This is a genomic window from Bradyrhizobium sp. CFUWI (genome assembly GCF_056429085.1).
On sequence record NZ_JBWJZE010000003.1, the window covers coordinates 371,716 to 388,220 of the forward strand.

At 65.3% G+C, this 16,505-nt stretch carries 18 protein-coding genes and 1 tRNA gene; 3 read left to right on the plus strand and 16 right to left on the minus strand.

Annotated features, from left to right (window positions below):
• Positions 1-39 precede the first annotated feature (39 nt).
• From AC066S_RS09015 to AC066S_RS09035, 5 genes are all read right to left on the minus strand, one after another.
• Positions 40-864, minus strand: a complete 825-nt coding sequence (locus tag AC066S_RS09015) for an alpha/beta fold hydrolase (protein ID WP_135168845.1) — start codon at positions 862-864, stop codon at positions 40-42.
• A 143-nt stretch (positions 865-1,007) separates the two neighbouring features.
• On the minus strand, positions 1,008-1,517 hold the full coding sequence (locus tag AC066S_RS09020) for a hypothetical protein (protein WP_478269454.1): 510 nt from the start codon (positions 1,515-1,517) through the stop codon (positions 1,008-1,010).
• 191 nt (positions 1,518-1,708) lie between these two features.
• Positions 1,709-2,017, minus strand: a complete 309-nt coding sequence (locus AC066S_RS09025) for an EthD family reductase (protein WP_126260320.1) — start codon at positions 2,015-2,017, stop codon at positions 1,709-1,711.
• A gap of 239 nt (positions 2,018-2,256) precedes the next feature.
• Positions 2,257-3,963 carry an FAD-dependent oxidoreductase gene (locus AC066S_RS09030; protein WP_478269598.1) on the minus strand — a complete coding sequence of 569 codons (1,707 nt, stop codon included), beginning with the start codon at positions 3,961-3,963 and terminating at the stop codon, positions 2,257-2,259.
• A 24-nt stretch (positions 3,964-3,987) separates the two neighbouring features.
• Entirely contained in the window at positions 3,988-4,176 is a 189-nt protein-coding gene (locus AC066S_RS09035) for a hypothetical protein (RefSeq protein ID WP_135168847.1), read from the minus strand.
• Positions 4,177-4,494: 318 nt separating this feature from the next.
• On the opposite strand from AC066S_RS09035, the gene AC066S_RS09040 reads away from it, so the two are divergent.
• Positions 4,495-4,569: transfer RNA gene (locus AC066S_RS09040), tRNA-Thr, on the plus strand.
• Between the two features lie 79 nt (positions 4,570-4,648).
• On the opposite strand, the gene AC066S_RS09045 is transcribed toward AC066S_RS09040, so the two are convergent.
• The 5 genes from AC066S_RS09045 to AC066S_RS09065 all read right to left on the minus strand — a co-directional run bounded on the left by AC066S_RS09045 (position 4,649) and on the right by AC066S_RS09065 (position 9,335).
• The gene (locus AC066S_RS09045; protein ID WP_135168848.1) at positions 4,649-5,776 is read right to left on the minus strand and encodes an acyltransferase family protein; all 1,128 of its coding nucleotides are present in this window, start codon (positions 5,774-5,776) and stop codon (positions 4,649-4,651) included.
• On the minus strand, positions 5,761-6,426 hold the full coding sequence (locus tag AC066S_RS09050) for an SGNH/GDSL hydrolase family protein (RefSeq protein ID WP_164718912.1): 666 nt from the start codon (positions 6,424-6,426) through the stop codon (positions 5,761-5,763). Before AC066S_RS09050 ends, AC066S_RS09045 begins: the two co-directional genes overlap by 16 nt.
• A gap of 1,164 nt (positions 6,427-7,590) precedes the next feature.
• Complete coding sequence (locus AC066S_RS09055; RefSeq protein WP_126260316.1) at positions 7,591-8,064, minus strand: cyclic nucleotide-binding domain-containing protein; 474 nt, start codon at positions 8,062-8,064, stop codon at positions 7,591-7,593.
• 125 nt (positions 8,065-8,189) lie between these two features.
• Entirely contained in the window at positions 8,190-8,819 is a 630-nt protein-coding gene (locus AC066S_RS09060; protein WP_478269455.1) for a ferric reductase-like transmembrane domain-containing protein, read from the minus strand.
• A 12-nt stretch (positions 8,820-8,831) separates the two neighbouring features.
• The gene (locus tag AC066S_RS09065; RefSeq protein ID WP_135168851.1) at positions 8,832-9,335 is read right to left on the minus strand and encodes a peptidase associated/transthyretin-like domain-containing protein; all 504 of its coding nucleotides are present in this window, start codon (positions 9,333-9,335) and stop codon (positions 8,832-8,834) included.
• A gap of 416 nt (positions 9,336-9,751) precedes the next feature.
• Between AC066S_RS09065 and AC066S_RS09070 the strand changes: the two genes are divergently transcribed.
• Entirely contained in the window at positions 9,752-10,747 is a 996-nt protein-coding gene (locus tag AC066S_RS09070) for an LLM class flavin-dependent oxidoreductase (RefSeq protein WP_478269456.1), read from the plus strand.
• A gap of 199 nt (positions 10,748-10,946) precedes the next feature.
• Here the strand turns inward: AC066S_RS09070 and AC066S_RS09075 are convergent, their stop codons facing one another.
• From AC066S_RS09075 to AC066S_RS09100, 6 genes are read right to left on the minus strand one after another with little or no spacing between them, the layout of a single operon-like run.
• On the minus strand, positions 10,947-11,822 hold the full coding sequence (locus AC066S_RS09075; protein ID WP_478269457.1) for an amidohydrolase family protein: 876 nt from the start codon (positions 11,820-11,822) through the stop codon (positions 10,947-10,949).
• Between the two features lie 12 nt (positions 11,823-11,834).
• Positions 11,835-12,227 (minus strand): RidA family protein, encoded by a 393-nt coding sequence (locus tag AC066S_RS09080; RefSeq protein ID WP_478269458.1) that lies wholly within the window; start codon positions 12,225-12,227, stop codon positions 11,835-11,837.
• 24 nt (positions 12,228-12,251) lie between these two features.
• The gene (gene hpaH / locus AC066S_RS09085; RefSeq protein WP_478269459.1) at positions 12,252-13,055 is read right to left on the minus strand and encodes a 2-oxo-hept-4-ene-1,7-dioate hydratase; all 804 of its coding nucleotides are present in this window, start codon (positions 13,053-13,055) and stop codon (positions 12,252-12,254) included.
• A 3-nt stretch (positions 13,056-13,058) separates the two neighbouring features.
• Positions 13,059-13,919 carry a fumarylacetoacetate hydrolase family protein gene (locus tag AC066S_RS09090; RefSeq protein ID WP_478269460.1) on the minus strand — a complete coding sequence of 287 codons (861 nt, stop codon included), beginning with the start codon at positions 13,917-13,919 and terminating at the stop codon, positions 13,059-13,061.
• Between the two features lie 53 nt (positions 13,920-13,972).
• On the minus strand, positions 13,973-14,590 hold the full coding sequence (locus AC066S_RS09095; RefSeq protein WP_478269461.1) for a flavin reductase family protein: 618 nt from the start codon (positions 14,588-14,590) through the stop codon (positions 13,973-13,975).
• Between the two features lie 3 nt (positions 14,591-14,593).
• Positions 14,594-15,559 carry a Bug family tripartite tricarboxylate transporter substrate binding protein gene (locus tag AC066S_RS09100; protein WP_126260307.1) on the minus strand — a complete coding sequence of 322 codons (966 nt, stop codon included), beginning with the start codon at positions 15,557-15,559 and terminating at the stop codon, positions 14,594-14,596.
• A 121-nt stretch (positions 15,560-15,680) separates the two neighbouring features.
• Here AC066S_RS09100 and AC066S_RS09105 point away from each other — a divergent pair, with 121 nt between their 5' ends.
• Complete coding sequence (locus AC066S_RS09105) at positions 15,681-16,472, plus strand: IclR family transcriptional regulator (RefSeq protein ID WP_478269462.1); 792 nt, start codon at positions 15,681-15,683, stop codon at positions 16,470-16,472.
• The last annotated feature ends 33 nt before the right edge of the window (positions 16,473-16,505 follow it).

The following is a 16,505-nucleotide window of genomic DNA, read 5'->3' on the forward strand; positions in this document are numbered from 1 at the left end:
GGACAGAGAGCGGCGCAGATTGGTGCGCGAGTTGCGCCTCTACTCCCTGAAAAACGCCAGCAGGTCCGCGTTGATGGTGTCGGCGTGGGTGGTCGGCATGCCGTGCGGGAAACCCTTGTAGGTCTTCAGGATGCCCTTCTTCAGCAGCTTGGCCGAGAGCGGCGCGGAATCGGCGTAAGGCACGATCTGGTCGTCGTCGCCGTGCATTACCAGCACGGGCACGTTGATCTTCTTCAGGTCTTCGGTGAAGTCGGTCTGCGAGAACGCGACGATGCCGTCGTAATGCGCTTTCGCGCCGCCCATCATGCCCTGGCGCCACCAGTTCTGGATCACCGCTTCCGACGGCTTTGCGCCGTCGCGGTTGTAGCCGTAGAACGGGCCGGCCGCGATGTCGCGGTAAAACGCCGAGCGGCCGGCGGCGAGCTGCTTCTGGAGATCGTCGAACACGCTCTTCGGCAGGCCGCCGGGATTGGCGGGGGTCTGCACCATCAACGGCGGCACCGCCGACAGGATCGCCGCCTTCGCCACCCGGCTCTCGCCGTGGCGCGCGATGTAGTGCACGACCTCGCCGCCGCCGGTGGAATGGCCGACATGGATGGCGTTCTTGAGGTCGAGATGCGCGGTGACGGCGGCGAGGTCGTCGGCATAATGATCCATGTCGTGACCGTCGGCGACCTGCGCCGAGCGGCCGTGGCCGCGGCGGTCATGGGCGACGACGCGGTAGCCGCGCGTGACGAAGTACAACATCTGCGCGTCCCAGTCGTCCGACGACAACGGCCAGCCGTGGCTGAACACGATCGGCTGGCCACTGCCCCAGTCCTTGTAGAAGATCTCGACGCCGTCCTTGGTGGTGATGGTAGGCATTGTGGGGCTCCTTAAGTGTCATTCCGGGGCGCGCGTCCGCGCGAACCCGGAATCCAGAGATTGTTGAACGAGATTCTCAGGCGCGCGATTGCGCACCGGAGTTCGATGCTTCACCTCGCCCCGGAATGACGAGGGGGGACCGATCAGGCAAACGCCATCGGCTTGAAGCGGCGCCAGGCGCCGACGGTGAGCACGACGAAGAATACCAGCACGATGCCCTGCACCACCGCGAACACCGGACCCGACGGCGGCGCCGGCGGCACGGCAGGCGCGAGCGCGGCCAGCGCCGGCACCTTGAGGAACGACTGGATCACCAGCACGAAGCAGTTGAAATACAACGAGATCATCGCGGTCACGATATAGACCGGACGCCAGACGCCCATGAGCTTCATGCCATAGAGCGCGACGCAAGCGATCGCGAACAGCAGCAGCGAGATGATGCCGATGATGTGCGACGGCAGCAGTTTCTCGAACGGAAACAGGAAGCCGGTGGCGCTGGTGAGGATGGTGAAAGCCAGGAAGATCGCGGTGAGGCCCGGCATCGGCTTCGAGCCGAGCAGACCGAACATCACGACGAGGCCGGCGGCGATGGCGATCAGGCTGATGATGACATGGACCATCGTTAAGGCGGGCAGGCTCAAGCCAAGGACCATGACATCTCTCCTACGCTCCATTGAGATTCAGGAGAGTCGTATTACGGTCCTCATCGGATTACCATCTGCGTTGTCGTCGCATGGATGTGCGAAGCCATGCGTCATCGTGCGAATCGACAAACGCATGGCTGAATTTTTTGCATCGCTGTCACAAAATGCGAGCAGCTTTCAACCAAAGTTGAGTCGAAGTCTCACACTTCCTTGGTGTCGAAGATCAAGAGGTCGGCGCCGCCGCTGGCGAATTTCGGCACATCTGCGCCCGTCGCCTTTCCTTCCGGGCTGCCGAATGCCGCCTGGATATCGGCCACGCTGTCGAAGGTGAGAATGGCGACGAGATGGATTCCGGAAGGCCCGGTCGGGGATGCGACCGGTCCCTTGCTGACGGCGTACTTCTTCAGGCCGGGAAGTTTCTTGGCGAGCGGAATGTGCGTCTCGGCATAATACTTGTCGAAGGCGGCAGCATCCTTGGGCGTTTTGTAGAGCACGACAACTTCAGCCATTTAGTCCTCCCGTTAAGCGTTTTATTGATCCGTCTTAGGTCCTCATGGTGAGGAGGCAGGTGAGCGCCCCTGCGGACGATGCTTGCGCATCGCCGCGCGAACCATGCAGGCCCGGCCATATCCGGGCCTTCATCCTTCGAGACGCCGCTTCGCAGCCCCTCAGGACGAGGGGATAGTCTGTAGTTGCCTGCACGATGGCAAGTCACATTCGACTTGCCATTCTCTTGACTTGTCGTTGCCTAAAGCGCCGGTTTTGCGGCGTCGCCGAGATAGCCGTGCAGGGAGGCCACGACCTGGGCCCCCTCGCCGATGGCGCCGCCGACGCGTTTGACCGAGCCGGAGCGGACGTCGCCGACGGCATAGACGCCGGGCACCGAGGTCTCCAGCGGCGCCACGAGGCGGCCCTGGTTCTGCTCGGACTGCGCGCCGGTCACGACGAAGCCGCCGCGATCGAGCGTCACGCCGCAGCCGTCGAGCCAGGCGGTGGCGGGATCGGCGCCGACGAACAGGAAGAGATTGCGGATGTCGGCGGAGTCAACGTCGTCGGACAGCCGGCTCTTCCAGTGGATGCGCCGCAGCAGCGAGGTCTCGTCGCCCTCGAGCGCGGTGATCTCGGTGTTGAACATCAATTCGATGTTCGGCGTCGCTTCGATGCGCTCGATGAGATAGCGCGACATGCTGGCCCCGAGCCCGCCGCCGCGGATGATCATCAAGACCTTCCTGGCATGACCGGACAGGAACACGGCCGCCTGTCCTGCCGAATTGCCGGCACCGACGAGGGCGACCTCCTCGCCGGCGCAGAGCCGCGCCTCGACCGGCGAGGCCCAGTACCAGACGCCGCGTCCCTCGAACTTGTCGAGGTTTGCGATGTCGGGCCGGCGATAGCGCGCGCCGCTCGCGACCACCACCGCGCGCGAACGCAGGGGATCGCAGCCATCGAGCGCCACCGAGAATGCGCCGTCCGTGCGCGTGCAGTCGAGCGACTTCACCGTGACGGGAATCATGATGTCGGCGCCGAATTTCTGCGCCTGGGTGAAGGCGCGCGCGGTCAGCGCCTGGCCGGAAATGCCGGTGGGAAAGCCCAGGTAGTTCTCGATGCGCGCGCTGGCGCCGGCCTGGCCGCCGAAGGCGCGGATGTCGAGCACGGCGACCGACAGCCCTTCCGACGCCGCGTACACGGCGGTGGCGAGCCCGGCCGGCCCGCAGCCGACGACGGCAACGTCGTAGATGCGATCATCCTTGGCGCCGCCGATCATGCCGATGGCGCGCGCAAGCTCGGTCTCGCTGGGATTGCGCAGCACCGTGCCATTGGCCGCGACGACCAGCGGCCAGTCTTCGGGCTTGGGCGAGTAACGCGCGATCACTTCGGCGGCGTCGCGATCGCGCTCGGGATCGAGCAGATGATGCGGCTGGCCGTTGCGGGTGAGAAAGCCCTGCAACCGCACCACGCCGGCCGAATGCGGCGGCCCGATCAGCACCGGGCCGCCGATGCCAACCTGGATCAGATTGACCCGGCGCAGGATCAGCGCGCGCATGATGCGCTCGCCGAGCTCGGCCTCGGCGACCAGCAGCGCGCGCAGCCGGTCCGGCGGCAGCAGCAGCGTCTCGACCTCGCCCTCGGCGCGGCCATCGACCAATGCCGGCTGGCCCGAGAGCTGGCTGAGCTCGGCCAAAAACTGCCCCGGCCCCTGGTCGATTATTGGCGTGACGTGACCAAGCCCGTCGCGCTGGGTGATGGCGACATGGCCTTTCAGCACCACGAACATGCCGGGCCCGGGCTTGCCGGTCTCGAACAGGAACTCGCCGTCCTCGTAGCTGCGGACCTCGCCGAAATGCCTGATCCGTTCGATCTCGGCCGGCGTCAGCGCTGGAAAAGTCTGTTCGGGGCGCGTGAACCGCGACATCAGCGCGTCACCATTGGTTGGTTGCCGTCCGTCCTGCCCCATCGTCATTCTCACCATTCCAATGTCTCACGTGCCGGCCTTCCCGGCGGTCCCCTCATTGAGGGAACCATCGTCGTTTGAGGAGGGCTCAGCGCCTGCGGCGCGTTCGCGCGCCTGCAGCTTCCGCCGCTTCAAATTTTCGCGCAGCGCCGATTTCAGCCGGTCGTCCCGGGACGCCTTCGCCTGGCGCGCGCTCTTCTCGTTCTCGTCGATCATTGGGGATCCGATACCGGCCATCGGCGATAGCATGCCCAGAGATTGCGGCAGCTCAAGAGGTGCCTCGCGATCCGATCGTGCGAAACTCGAAATGAACCGAATCCGATCGCTTGGCCACCTGGCCAGTTGGTGGGGATGAGCGGACCTCGAATCGGCGGAAAGCCGGTGGTTTCGAGCCAAAACGAGCATTTTGGCCCCGATATCGGCCCGATTTTCTCGTTTTGACGGGCCGAGCGAGCTTGCGCGGGAGGGGGGCTTGTGGCAGATATCGGCCCGCTTGGCAGGGCCCTTCGGGCGCCCGATTCTTCACCAGCACATGCTGCCGTAGCTCAGTGGTAGAGCACTCCATTGGTAATGGAGAGGTCGACAGTTCAATCCTGTCTGGCAGCACCATCCATCCTGCTGTGAACATTGATCTTATCGAACATTCGGGCCTGAGCCAGGGTTATGGCTGCGGAGCACCGCTGCGTGCTCACGCCATGGCCGGGCGGCGGACAGCCTCACCGCGCAGCGGCAGCAACGCGGCACGGATCAGCCGCTGCGCCGGTTCTTCGAAATAGCGGTAGGTGAAATGCGACGCCAGCAGCGTGATGCCGATAAACGTTGCGAAGAATGCGTCGTCGTAGAGCGGGATCGGGGCCTGCACCAAGGAAAAGCCCAGCACCATCGCCAGCTGGATCGGGAAATGCAGCAGGTAACTTGAATAGGTCACGTTGCCGGCCGCCTCGACAATTCGTTGAAGCCGGACCGGCAAAACGATGTCGCGCGAGAGACTATAGAGCAGCAGCGGCGTACAGATCAGAAGCAGCAGCAAGCCGATCGATCGCAGCTGGCCGCCCATCAGCCAATATCCGCAGACCGCGGACACGACAGCGAGCCAGGCGGTGCCTTCGGCTGCCAGCGCATGAGCGGGCGACGACTGCAAGGATTGGCGCGCCATCGCCGCGAGCCCGCCGACGTAAAAGTAGGTAAAGCAGTCCGCGACCTCTCCGGGAATCGTCAGGCTGATGGCGATCAGCGCCACATTGAGCCACCAGGAACGGCTCGCCAGCAACAGCACGAAGAAGACAAAATAGACCAGCACTTCGACCGAGACCGACCAGATCGGACCGTTGAAGCTCAGCGCATCCTGCGACGTCGCAGTGCCGGCCATCAGGAGCTGCAGCGCGAAATGGGTGAGATCGTTGTTCTGATACACGAAAGACGATCCATGGAGCCCGACATAGAGGGGCTGCAACAGGGCCACGAGCAGGAGCGTGGCGAGGTGCAACGGGTAGAGCCGCGAGAAGCGCAGGACGAAAAACTTCCAGCCGTCGAGCACCCGATCGGCGATCGCGTCGCGATACTTCCAAAAAAAGATGAAGCCGCTGATGCACCAGAACATGCGGACTGCATAGGGCCCGCTCCCGTAGAGCGGGGCGAGCAGCCAATAAAGCGGCAGATGATCCTGGAGAAGCCCCACTTCCCTGTCGCCAACGAAGGCGAATTGGCGATAGTGAAACACCAGAATCGCGAACGCCGTCAGGAAGCGCAACAGCTCCAATCCGAGGAGCTTGTTCGCCCGGGCAGGAGCAACCGACGCTGTCAGCTCGCCCTGCATGCGACGGATGCTCCCTGCAAGACGGCTTGATTCCACTGCTGATACCCGGCGGCGTTCAGGTGCACCCCGTCGATCGTGTGCGGCACCGGCATGGGCGGCAGCGCGGCAAAGGTCGCGCCGCCACGGCTGGCGAGTTCAGGCAAGGCGGAATTATAGCTCTCGATCAGGCGCATCGCTTTCGTCTGCGCTTCGGCGGCCAGACGAGGTGAAACCTCGAGTGGAGGGACCGCCAGCACGACAATGCGGGCTTTCGTCGCGGACAGCTGCGCCATCAATGCGCTGTAGTTCGCCTTGAACTCCGACAAATCGCGCGCGGCTCCGAGCGCGTCGTTGATACCCAGTGCCATCACGATCGCAGCGGCAGGTCTGCCGTCGAGCACATCCATCAACCAATTACCCAAGTCGCTGGTCGTGGAGGCACCGTCCAGGCCGGCATTGACGATGGCATGACCACAGAGCTCGCGCGGCAGCGCCGAGGCTTCGACCACACTGTCACCGAGAACGATGATGGGATCGTCGACCCGGGCCAGCGTATAGTGAAGGATGACTTGACGGCTCCACCGATGCGATTCGAAGAACGCCTGCTTCTTGGCGACAGAGGTTCCCGCCGCAACAGCGCCGATCAGCACGACGGCAAAGCCGATAAGCATCCTGTTCATGTACCGGCTCGAAACGTACCCAAGTGTTACGTACCCAAGTGTTGAACTTCAAAGTGCTGGATTGCATCGACCAAGGCATCGCCTGCTCCTCGACGTCAACGGCACCGCGCAAGAGTGCCACACAAGATCACATCGCCGGCCGAATAAAATGCGATCAAATTGATGCAAAATGGAATGATTGTGTGCATCTGTCTGGCAGCATCATTCTCCCCGCGTCGATCACGCATGGATCGGCGTTCTCGCGGCCTGAAGCGCCCGAGTTTTGCTCTTCTGTTTCGCCCTCTCTTGTGAAGAGGGCGCAGGGAAGGCCGGGTGCCGGCTGGCACCCGCGGTCCGCTGCGCGAAAGAATTTGCACACGCAAATGCGCAGGCGGAAAACAGGTGGGCCGGAAAACACCCGGCCTTCCCTGCGCGATGGGTTGACGGCTTATGCCTGCTCTCCCCGGAGCCGAGTTCCTTCTGGCCTCCGTCACCTCGCGAAAACCGATGCACCGCGTCCGGTTGGCCGATGCATCTTCGCGAAAGCTTGGCTGTAGCAACGACAGCCAGGACGACATGGTTTTGCCGTACGCGACAGCCCGGCTTGGCCCAAAGGGCTTCGCCGGACACTGCGCCGTTCGTCGCACGGAGAAGAACCTCACGAGCTTCACCCGCCCTGGTCCGCCTTGCCGTGCCCGACGCAGCCGCGTCCACCGCAGCCCGGCCCACGTTCGTTGCGACGTACGATCGCCCCTCTCCCTGGGCCGGGATGGCGGAAGTATGCCGTAATTCCGAATTTCGGTAAAGTGGAATATTTTTGCGGAAGGGGGTTGACGGAGGTTTGGGTGTTTTGCCCGACGGGTCGCCGCCCCCTTGCAGGGCAATTGCAAATAGCGCTCCGCGGGACCTGCGCGCGCGCCTCGTCCTTCGAGACGCTTGCTGCGCAAGCTCCTCAGGATGAGGCTAAGCAGCATTGGTGCTTGTTGGACTCTTGCCGCGCACCCGGCCCTCATCCTGAGGGCCCGCCAACGGCGGGCGTCTCGAAGGATGGCCACGGGCGCGATCGCTCCCATATGCGATTGCCTGCCTGCGGATGGAAGGCCCGTTATTCGTAGGACGTATAGAGCGACTAGTCCGCCCTGGCTCAAGGAGCGATGGCGGACGCACTCCACACGATCAACCGTCACTCGCCAGCCGCGCGGCGAACCGCTCGTCCGACCGGCGCAGCCGCCGGCACAGCTCGCGGTTGATGTTCTGAAGGACGATCACATAGGCGTGGATGTCGGCCTTGTAGCAGGTGTAGAGACTTTGGGCGGTCAGCTCGTACAGCACCGTCGGGACCTCCGCGACCACATTGGCCGAGCGGTTCTGCATTTCGATCAGCGTCATCTCGCCGAAGAAGTCTCCACGCTCGAGAACGGAAATCGGGACGTCGCGGCCCGAGCTCGCCCGCTTGCTCACCGCGAGCCGGCCGGATTTGACGATGAACATCGATCGTCCCGGCTCGCCTTCCGCGACGATTGTCGCGCCGGGCTCGAAGCGGCGCTCGGCCAGCATCGACACCAGGAGGTCGAGGCCTGGGTCCGACAGGCCGCCGAAGAACGGCGTCGCGAGCAGGAACGCTTTCAGATCTGGGGCCGTGGCGTTCATGGCGCGAGGTTACGCCCCGTCACCATTCGGGACAAGCAGAGCGGCATGGCCCGGACGGAGCGCAAGCGTAATCCAGGCCCTCGCCGCAGACGCGCTTGTCCCGGATTCGCTTCGCTGCATCCGGGCTACGGGCCTTCCCCGCGCAGCGTCCTCCGCTTTCGCCACACCTGCAGATCCATCATGGCTTTCGCGGCCGCCGCGAGAACAGCTGCGCACAGCACGGCCTTCGAAAACGTCTCCATCGTTCCCTCGATCAGGAGGCAATGGACCACGCTGCCCACGACGATGATGATCGCCAGCGGCATGTGAATGAAGCGCCAGGTGCGCGGCCGCAGGTCTAACCGCCGGCGCAGCAGGGCCAGGACTGCGACAATGAAGATCGCCCACATCGCGGTCACGCCGAACGGCGAGAACGGCGTCGGCGACGAATAGGTCAGCGCGTCGATCATGTCAGGCGGGCTGGTGATCCAGAGGCCGGCGACGTGGATCATTACGGCCAGCACCAGCGCGCCGCCGATCCAGTGATGGGCCCGCCGTCCGCGATAGACCGACAGCGGCGCCAGATATCCGCCGATCAGCAGCGGCTGCACCAGCACGAGGCCGAGCGCGATGATCCCGGCGAAGCCGGCGAGGATGTAGACCGGATCGCGCCAGGCGAGCTGCTCGCTGGTCGCAGCAAGCGCAGTCGGCACGCCGATGGCCAAGGCCAGGGCGACCCAGATCAGGATCGCCCGAGCCGATCTCCATCCCGCCATTGGCGCGCCCGATCAGGCCGGCTGCAGCACGAAATGCGCCTCGAGGCTGGTGTCCTTGGCGCTCCGCATCACCGGCCGCAGGAACACGGTCTTGAACTCGCCGCTGTCATAGGCGAGGTGGCCATGCGGCTGGCCGAAGATCGGTATGATCTGCGGCATTTCGAGCCGGAACTTGCCGTCCTTGTCGGTGAGCGTAGCGCCGTGGCTCTGCGGCTCGTGCTCCCGGCCCTCGACCGTGTGCGCCCAGATCTGGATGCGCTGGCCGGCGAGCGGAGCCCCGTCGCCGGCGCGGCGCACGGTGCCGCTCATCCAGAAGCCGCCCTTGCCGATGCGATCGACGATCGCCGCGCCCTTGCGGTAATTGTTCGCCCCGCCCGACATCGATTCAGTGGGCGCGAGGCCATTCGCACGGGCGGGTAACAGCAGGCCGGAAACGCCGGTCGCGAAAACCCCGCTCGCCAGGACGGAGCCGCCGGCGACTAGCAGGCTGCGGCGGTTGAGTGCGACCATGGTCATGTCGGTTCCTCCTGGCGACGGGTGCGACACCGTACGATGAACTCACGTGCCCCGGACGCGGTGCAGCACGCAGTGATGCGCCGCAGAGCCGGGGCCCACAATCGCGGCTGGATCCCGCCTCTGCGGTGCAGCGCTTCACGCTGCACCGCGTCCGGGACACGCGACCGCCGTATGATCGCGGCGCCAAAGATACAATAACAGGTCTGGAACGCCCAGTTGAGAAGACCGGCGCAACGGGTCGCAATAACAGTGTTGTGAACGGGAGCGCGGGCCGCTCGAACAGTCTCGCTGGATGGGTCGAGCGAAGCCAAGCCCATCCGGCTCGTTCGACGAGACGACAGGTTTCGCAAGTGCCCTACCCATCCTGCGCACCGACACTACATGTGATGGCGCAGCCCTCCACCCGGTACTCCCGCATGATCCCCTTCTCCGTGCTCGACCTCGCGCCGATTTGCCAGGGCGGCGATGCCGCGCAGGCGTTCCGCAATTCGCTCGACCTCGCCCGGCATGCGGAAGGCTGGGGCTACAAACGGTTCTGGCTCGCCGAGCATCACAACATGACGGGGATCGCCAGCGCGGCGACATCCGTGGTGATCGGGCACATCGCCGGCGGCACCAGGACGATCCGCGTCGGCTCCGGCGGGATCATGCTGCCGAACCATTCGCCGCTGGTGATCGCCGAGCAATTCGGCACGCTGGAATCGCTCTATCCCGGGCGGATCGATCTCGGGCTCGGCCGGGCGCCGGGCACCGACCAGTTCACCGCACGGGCGCTGCGGCGCGACCTCGCGACCACGTCCGAGAATTTTCCGCAGGACGTTCTGGAGCTACAGGCGCTGCTCGGCGAGGTGCAGCCGAACCAGGCGATCCGCGCCGTGCCCGGCATGGGCACCAAGGTGCCGCTGTGGATTTTGGGATCGAGCACGTTCGGCGCGCAGCTGGCGGCGATGCTCGGGCTGCCGTTCGCCTTCGCCTCGCATTTCGCGCCGCAGATGATGATGCCGGCGCTGCGCGAATATCGCGCGCGGTTCGAGCCGTCGGCGCAGCTCGCCAGACCCTATGCGATGGTCGGCGTCAACGTGTTTGCTGCCGACAGCGACGCGGAGGCGCAGCGGATGTTCTCCTCGCTGCAGCAGCAGTTCATCAATCTGCGCCGCGGCACGCCCGGCCCGCTGCCGCCGCCGGTGGACGACATGGACGCGCTGTGGTCGCCGGCGGAGAAGGCGGGCGTCGGTCAAGCGCTGTCGTGCTCCGCGGTCGGCTCGCCCGATGTGGTGGAAGAGAAATTGAAGGCACTGATCGCCGAGACCGGCGCGGACGAATTGATCACCACCGGGCAGATCTACGACCATGCCGCACGGCTGCGCTCTTTCGAGATCGCGGCCGAGGTGCGGGATCGGCTGGCGGTGTGAGCAGGCGCGACTTTTGCGACGACGGAGGTGCGCTCCCTCCCCCGCTCGCGGGGCGCGACGAGCTTCGCTCGCGCTGAGAGGGCTGGGGAGAGGGTGCCTCCCCAATGGGACAATCTCCTGGAGGAGAGAGCCCTCTCCCCGACCCTCTCCCGCACGCGGGAGAGGGAGCGCACCGTCTTGTGAGCGAGCTTAGGGCTCTCTAATCCGCAAAGCCGAACAGCTTGGCCGGATTGCGCACCAAGATCTTCTCCAGCTCCGCCTGATCAGGCGCGTAGCGGTACATAAGCTCGAGCAGATCGGCATCGTTGGGCGGCTGCTTGACCGAGACCGGGTGCGGCCAGTCGCTGGCCCAGACGCAGCGATCCACCGCCGCCTCGATATAGGCGCGCGCGATTGGGATCACGTCGTCGTAGGGCGCGCCGGCCTTCGAGGTCTTCTCGCCGAGCGACAGCATCACCCAGAAATTGCCCTTGCCGAGCAGCTCGAGCATCTTGCGCAGGTTGGGATCGTTCCTGCCGGCCTGCGGGTCAGGCCGGGCCATGTGGTCGATCAGCACGGGTACGTCGAGGTTCTCGTATTTGGCGACGCTCGACATGATGCCATCCTTCTCGGGCTGGATCTTGACGTACCAGCCGAGCTCGCGGATGCGCGCAATCGCACGGGCGAAGTCGGCGTCCGACAGCACGGCGCCGAGCTCCTGGCGGAAGCTGAAGCGCGCGCCGCGCACGCCGGCATCATGCAGCCTGGAGAGGTAGGCATCGCTTGCCTCGGCGAATACCAGCGCATTGGCGCAGCCGCGATAGTTCGGGCCCATCGCTTTGAGCCCGTCGAGCACGACGGCATGATCGGCGCCGTAGGTCGTGGTCTGCACGATGATGCCGCGCTCGATGCCGAGCGTCTTGTGCATGCGCAGCGCCGCTTCCCAGGTCGCACTCGGCATCCGATAGGCGGCGCCGGGGCGTTCCGGATATTTCTCGATCGGACCCAGCACGTGAAACTGGCTGTCGACGGTCTTTGGCGGCGGCGCCTTCACCGGCCGGCGCGGATTGGGATCGAACGGCAGATAGGTCGGCATGCAAGCGCTCCTTCAGTCGATCACGGCGGTGAAGTCGCACTGCACCAGCGCGCCGCCATCCATATTGTCCATCGGCAGCGCGTGGCGCGCCGGGCGTGAATGCTCGTCCGGAAACATCTTGAGCCATTCGACGTTGACCGGGCCGCGGTTGCTGCGATCCTTCAGCCAGACCGTCATCTTGATGATGTCGTCGGTGGTGCCGCCGGCGGCCTCCACAGTCGCCTTCATATGCGCGAACATGTTGGCGCATTGCGCATCGAGACTTTCGGGCATGACCCCAGCCGCATCGCGGCCGAGGATGACGCCCGACATCACGAGATTGCCGATACGGCAGGCGTTCGGAATCGGATTGACGTGCTTGAAGCCGCCGATGTGGATGCTTTTGCGCCGCTTTTGACTTGTCATGGTGCGCTCCCTCTTATTGTTGGTTCAGACGAACTGGCACGACACCGAGCCGAACGCGCCGTAGTCGGCGTGGAACGTGTCGCCGCGGCGGATGTCGACGGGCCGCGTGAACGATCCCGCCAGCACCACTTCGCCGGCGGCGAGATGCTCGTCATGCGGCGCGAGGCGGTTGGCGAGCCAGGCGATGCCGTTGGCGGGATGATTGAGCACGCCGGCGGCAAGCCCGGTCTCCTCGACCTCGCCGTTGCGGAACAGCAGCGCGCCGATCCAGCGCAGATCGGCATCCATCGGGCGGATCGGCCGGCCGCCGAGCACCAGCGCGGCATTGGCCGCATTGTCCGAGATGGTGTCCATGACCTTTCGCGTCTTGCCCGTCTCGGGATCGACGCGATGCATGCGCGTTTCCAGGATCTCCAGCGCGGGCGTGACGTAGTCGGTGGCGTTGAGCACGTCGAAGATGGTGCAATCGGGCCCGCGCAGCGGCGCCTTCAGCACGAAGGCGAGCTCGACCTCGATGCGCGGCGCGTGGAAGCGAGCGAACGGGATCGGCGTCGCATCGGCATAGAACATGTCGGCGAACAGCACGCCGTAGTCCGGCTCGGAGATGCCGACCGCGTTCTGCATCGCCTTCGAGGTCAGGCCGATCTTGTGGCCCTTGACGATCCGGCCGCGGCCGAGCTGGAGCCTGGTCCAGGCGCGCTGGACGGCGTAGGCATCCTCGATGCTGAAATCCGGATAGTCCTTCGTGAACATCGGAATCAACGTCTTGGTGCGCTCGGCCTCATCTAGGCGCGCGGCAAGGCGCTCGATCGTCGCAGTGTCCAGCATGATCTAGCTCTCCGCGGCGACCTTGTTGCACAGCACGCCGATGCGGCTCGACTCGACCTCGACCACGTCGCCGACCTTCAGCCAGCGCGGCGGATCGAAGCGCGCGCCCGCCCCGGTCGGCGTGCCCGTGACGATCATGTCACCGGGCTTGAGCGTCGCAAAGGTGGAGAGGTAGGAGATCAGGACATCGAACGGGAACATCAGCCGCTCGGTCGTGTCCTGCTGCCGCACCTCGCCGTTGACGCGCGTGACGATGTCGTGCGGTCCGCGCGGGTCGAGCTCGTCGGACGTGACGATCCACGGGCCGATGCTGCCGGAACGGTCGAAATTCTTGCCCTGCGTGACGTTGAACTTGCCGTGCCGCAGCCAGTCGCGGATCGTGCCCTCGTTGCACAGCGTCATGCCGAAGATATGCGACCACGCCTGGTCGCGCGGGATGTGACGCCCGCCCTGCCCGATCACGATGACGAGCTCGCCCTCATAATCGAGCTGCTCCGAGACCTTCGGCTTCTCCAGCGGCTGGCCGGAGCCGGTCATCGACGACATGCTGCGCACGAACAGGCTGGGATATTTGGGCAGGTCCGAATTGTCCCTGTATTCGGCGTTGCGCTCGGCGTAGTTGACGCCGATACACCAGAGCTTTTCCGGCGCCAGCACCGGCGGCAGCAGGACGAGCTGGTCCAGCGCGTAGTCGGGCTTTTGCCCGGCGATGGCTTCCTGCGCGTCGGCAAGCGCGTTGGCCGCGATCAGCGCCTTCACATCCGAATAGTCGCGGCCGATCCGCTTGGTGAGATCGACGACGCCGCCTTCGACGGCCGCGCCGTAACGCGGCGCTCCGTCCAAGAGATAGCTCAGGAGTCGCATTGTGATTCCTCCGATGATGTCGAGGCGGCCCGGCCGGCGACCGGCCCGCGCGCTCAGTCTTTCGATTTAGGCGTCTGGAACACCGTGTTCAGCGTCACGATCTCGCCGAGGCGGGCGTAGCGGGGACCGCCGATGCGCGCGATCGGATCGAGCGCCCTGGGTTCGACCTTGCCGTCGTTCACGAGGCCGTCGCGCAGATGGAACATCACGACCTCGCCGACGATCAGCCGGCTCTTGGCATCGCCGAACTCCAGGCATTGCCGGAAGCGGCATTCCATCGCGACCGGCGCGGCAGCGAGCCGCCGCACCTTGATGCGCTCGCAGGGCAGCGTCTCCAGGCCGAGATGCTCGACCTCGCTGATCTCTGGCGGATGCTCGACCGACGAGTCGTGCACCGCCGACATCAGCGGGGTATCGGCGATGTGGATGACGTATTCCTCGGTGTCGAGGATGTTGTGCGCGGTGTCCTTGTAGTCGGCGCCCTTGCGGCCGACGCTGATGGCGAGCATCGGCGGCTTCTGCGAGACGAAGGTGAAGGCGCTGAACGGGGCGAGGTTGAGCACGCCCTTGCTCGACAGGCTCGTGACCCAGGCGATCGGGCGCGGCACCACGATGCCGGTCATCAGCCGGTAGATGCGTTCGGCGCCGAGCTCGCTGGGATCGATCCGCATCGGTCAATCCGCCCTGATGTTGGCCTTGCGCACGACCGGAATCCACTTGGCATCCTCGCGCTCGAGATAGGCCCTGAACGCATCCGGCGTCATCGGCGTGGCTTCGCCGCCGAGCTTCTCGAACTTGTCGACCACGCCAGGGTCTTTCAGGATCGCAACCAGCGTCTCGTGCAGCTTGTCGATGACGGGCGCGGGCGTGCCCGCGGGCGCGAACAGGCCGGTAAAGGTCTGGCCGTCGAAATCCTTGTAGCCGAGCTCGGCGAAGGTCGGCACGTCGGGCAGCGATTTCAGGCGATGCGGGCTGGTGACGGCCAGTGCGCGGAACAGGCCGGCCTTGATGTGCTGCAGGCTGACCGTGAGCTGGTCGAACGCGAACTGCACCTGGCCGCCGAGCAGGTCGTTGATCGCCGGTGCATTGCCGCGATAATGCGCGGTGACCCATTGCAGCTCGAGGTTCGACTGCATCAGCTCGCTGAGCAGATGGTTGGTGGTGCCGGGGCCGGGCGAGGCCATGGTCAACTTGCCGGGCTCGCGCTTGGCGAGCTCGACGAACTCCTTGAAGGTGTTGGCCTGCACCGACGGATGCACTTCGAGCACCAGCGGCGTCATCGAGATGGTCGAGATCGGCAGGAAGTCCTTCTTCCAATTATAGGCCTCGCGCTTGTTGATCTCGGTCGCGAACAGCACCGGGCCGTTGGCGCCGACGAACAGCGTGTAGCCGTCGGGCGCGGACTTGGCGAAGGCTTCGCCCGCGATCATGCCGCCGGCGCCGGCCTTGTTCTCGATGATGAAGGGCTGGCCGAGCTTTTCCTGCAGCTTGTCGGCGACGATGCGCGCGGCGCTGTCGACATTGCCGCCGGCGGGATAAGGCACGATCAGCTTGACGCTGCGTGCCGGCCATTGCTGGCCCGATGCGGGCCCCGCCAGCATCGCGGCCGCGGCAGCTATGGCAATCCAGATTAATCTCATGTTAACCTCCCGGCAGCGCTTCAATTCCATGTCGAGTCCCCCGCAGGGCAACTCGATTCGGCGGCAATCTCCAGATGCGCGCTTTACCTGTCGAGTGAATTGTGGCGTTGTTGTCCATATTATGGACAGAACCAAGATCGCTCTCAACGCGGCAACACCGCGGCAGGGCGCGCAGGCGATCCGGCGCGCGCTCGCCGTGCTGCGCATTCTTGCCGCCGGCCGCGAGGCCGGTGTGCCATTGGCCGAGGTCGTGCAGGCGACCGGCCTCACCCGCCCGACCGTGCATCGCATCGTCCACGTGCTGATCGAGGAAGGCATCGTCGAGCGGAGCGCGCGCAGCGGCCGCTACGCGATCGGCAATCAGGTGCCGGAGCTGGCGCTGGCGCGGCCGCGTCCCTCGCGGCTGCTGGTCGCCGCCAATCCGTCGTTGCGGCGCGCCTCCGCCGAGATCGGCGACACGCTGTTCCTGACCGTGCGCACCGGCAACGACACGCTGTGCGTCGACCGCAGGATCGGCGTCTATCCGATCCAGGTGCTGTCGATCGAGGTCGGCGCGCGCCGGCCGCTCGGCGTCTCCAGCGCGGGCGTCGCCATCCTCGCCGCAATGCCGGCGCCGGAGGCGCGAAAGATCGTCGCGGCCAACGAGAAGCGGTTCGAGGCTTACCGGACCGATACGGCGACGGTCCTCGGCGAGATCACCGCCGCGCGCCGGCTGGGATACGGCATGAGAGAGATCGGCCTCGTGCAGGGCACGAAGTCGATCTCGACCTGGATCAAGACCCCGGACGGCCGCCCCGCCGCGGCCATGACCGTCTCCGCGGTGCGAACGCGGCTCGGCCCCCGCCGCGAGCAGGAGGTCGCGGAGATTCTGTTGCGGGAGGCGCGGATCATCGAGCAGGCGATCGGGGGTTAGTCTCGCAGAGCACGCAGGCGGCGCTGCTTCGCC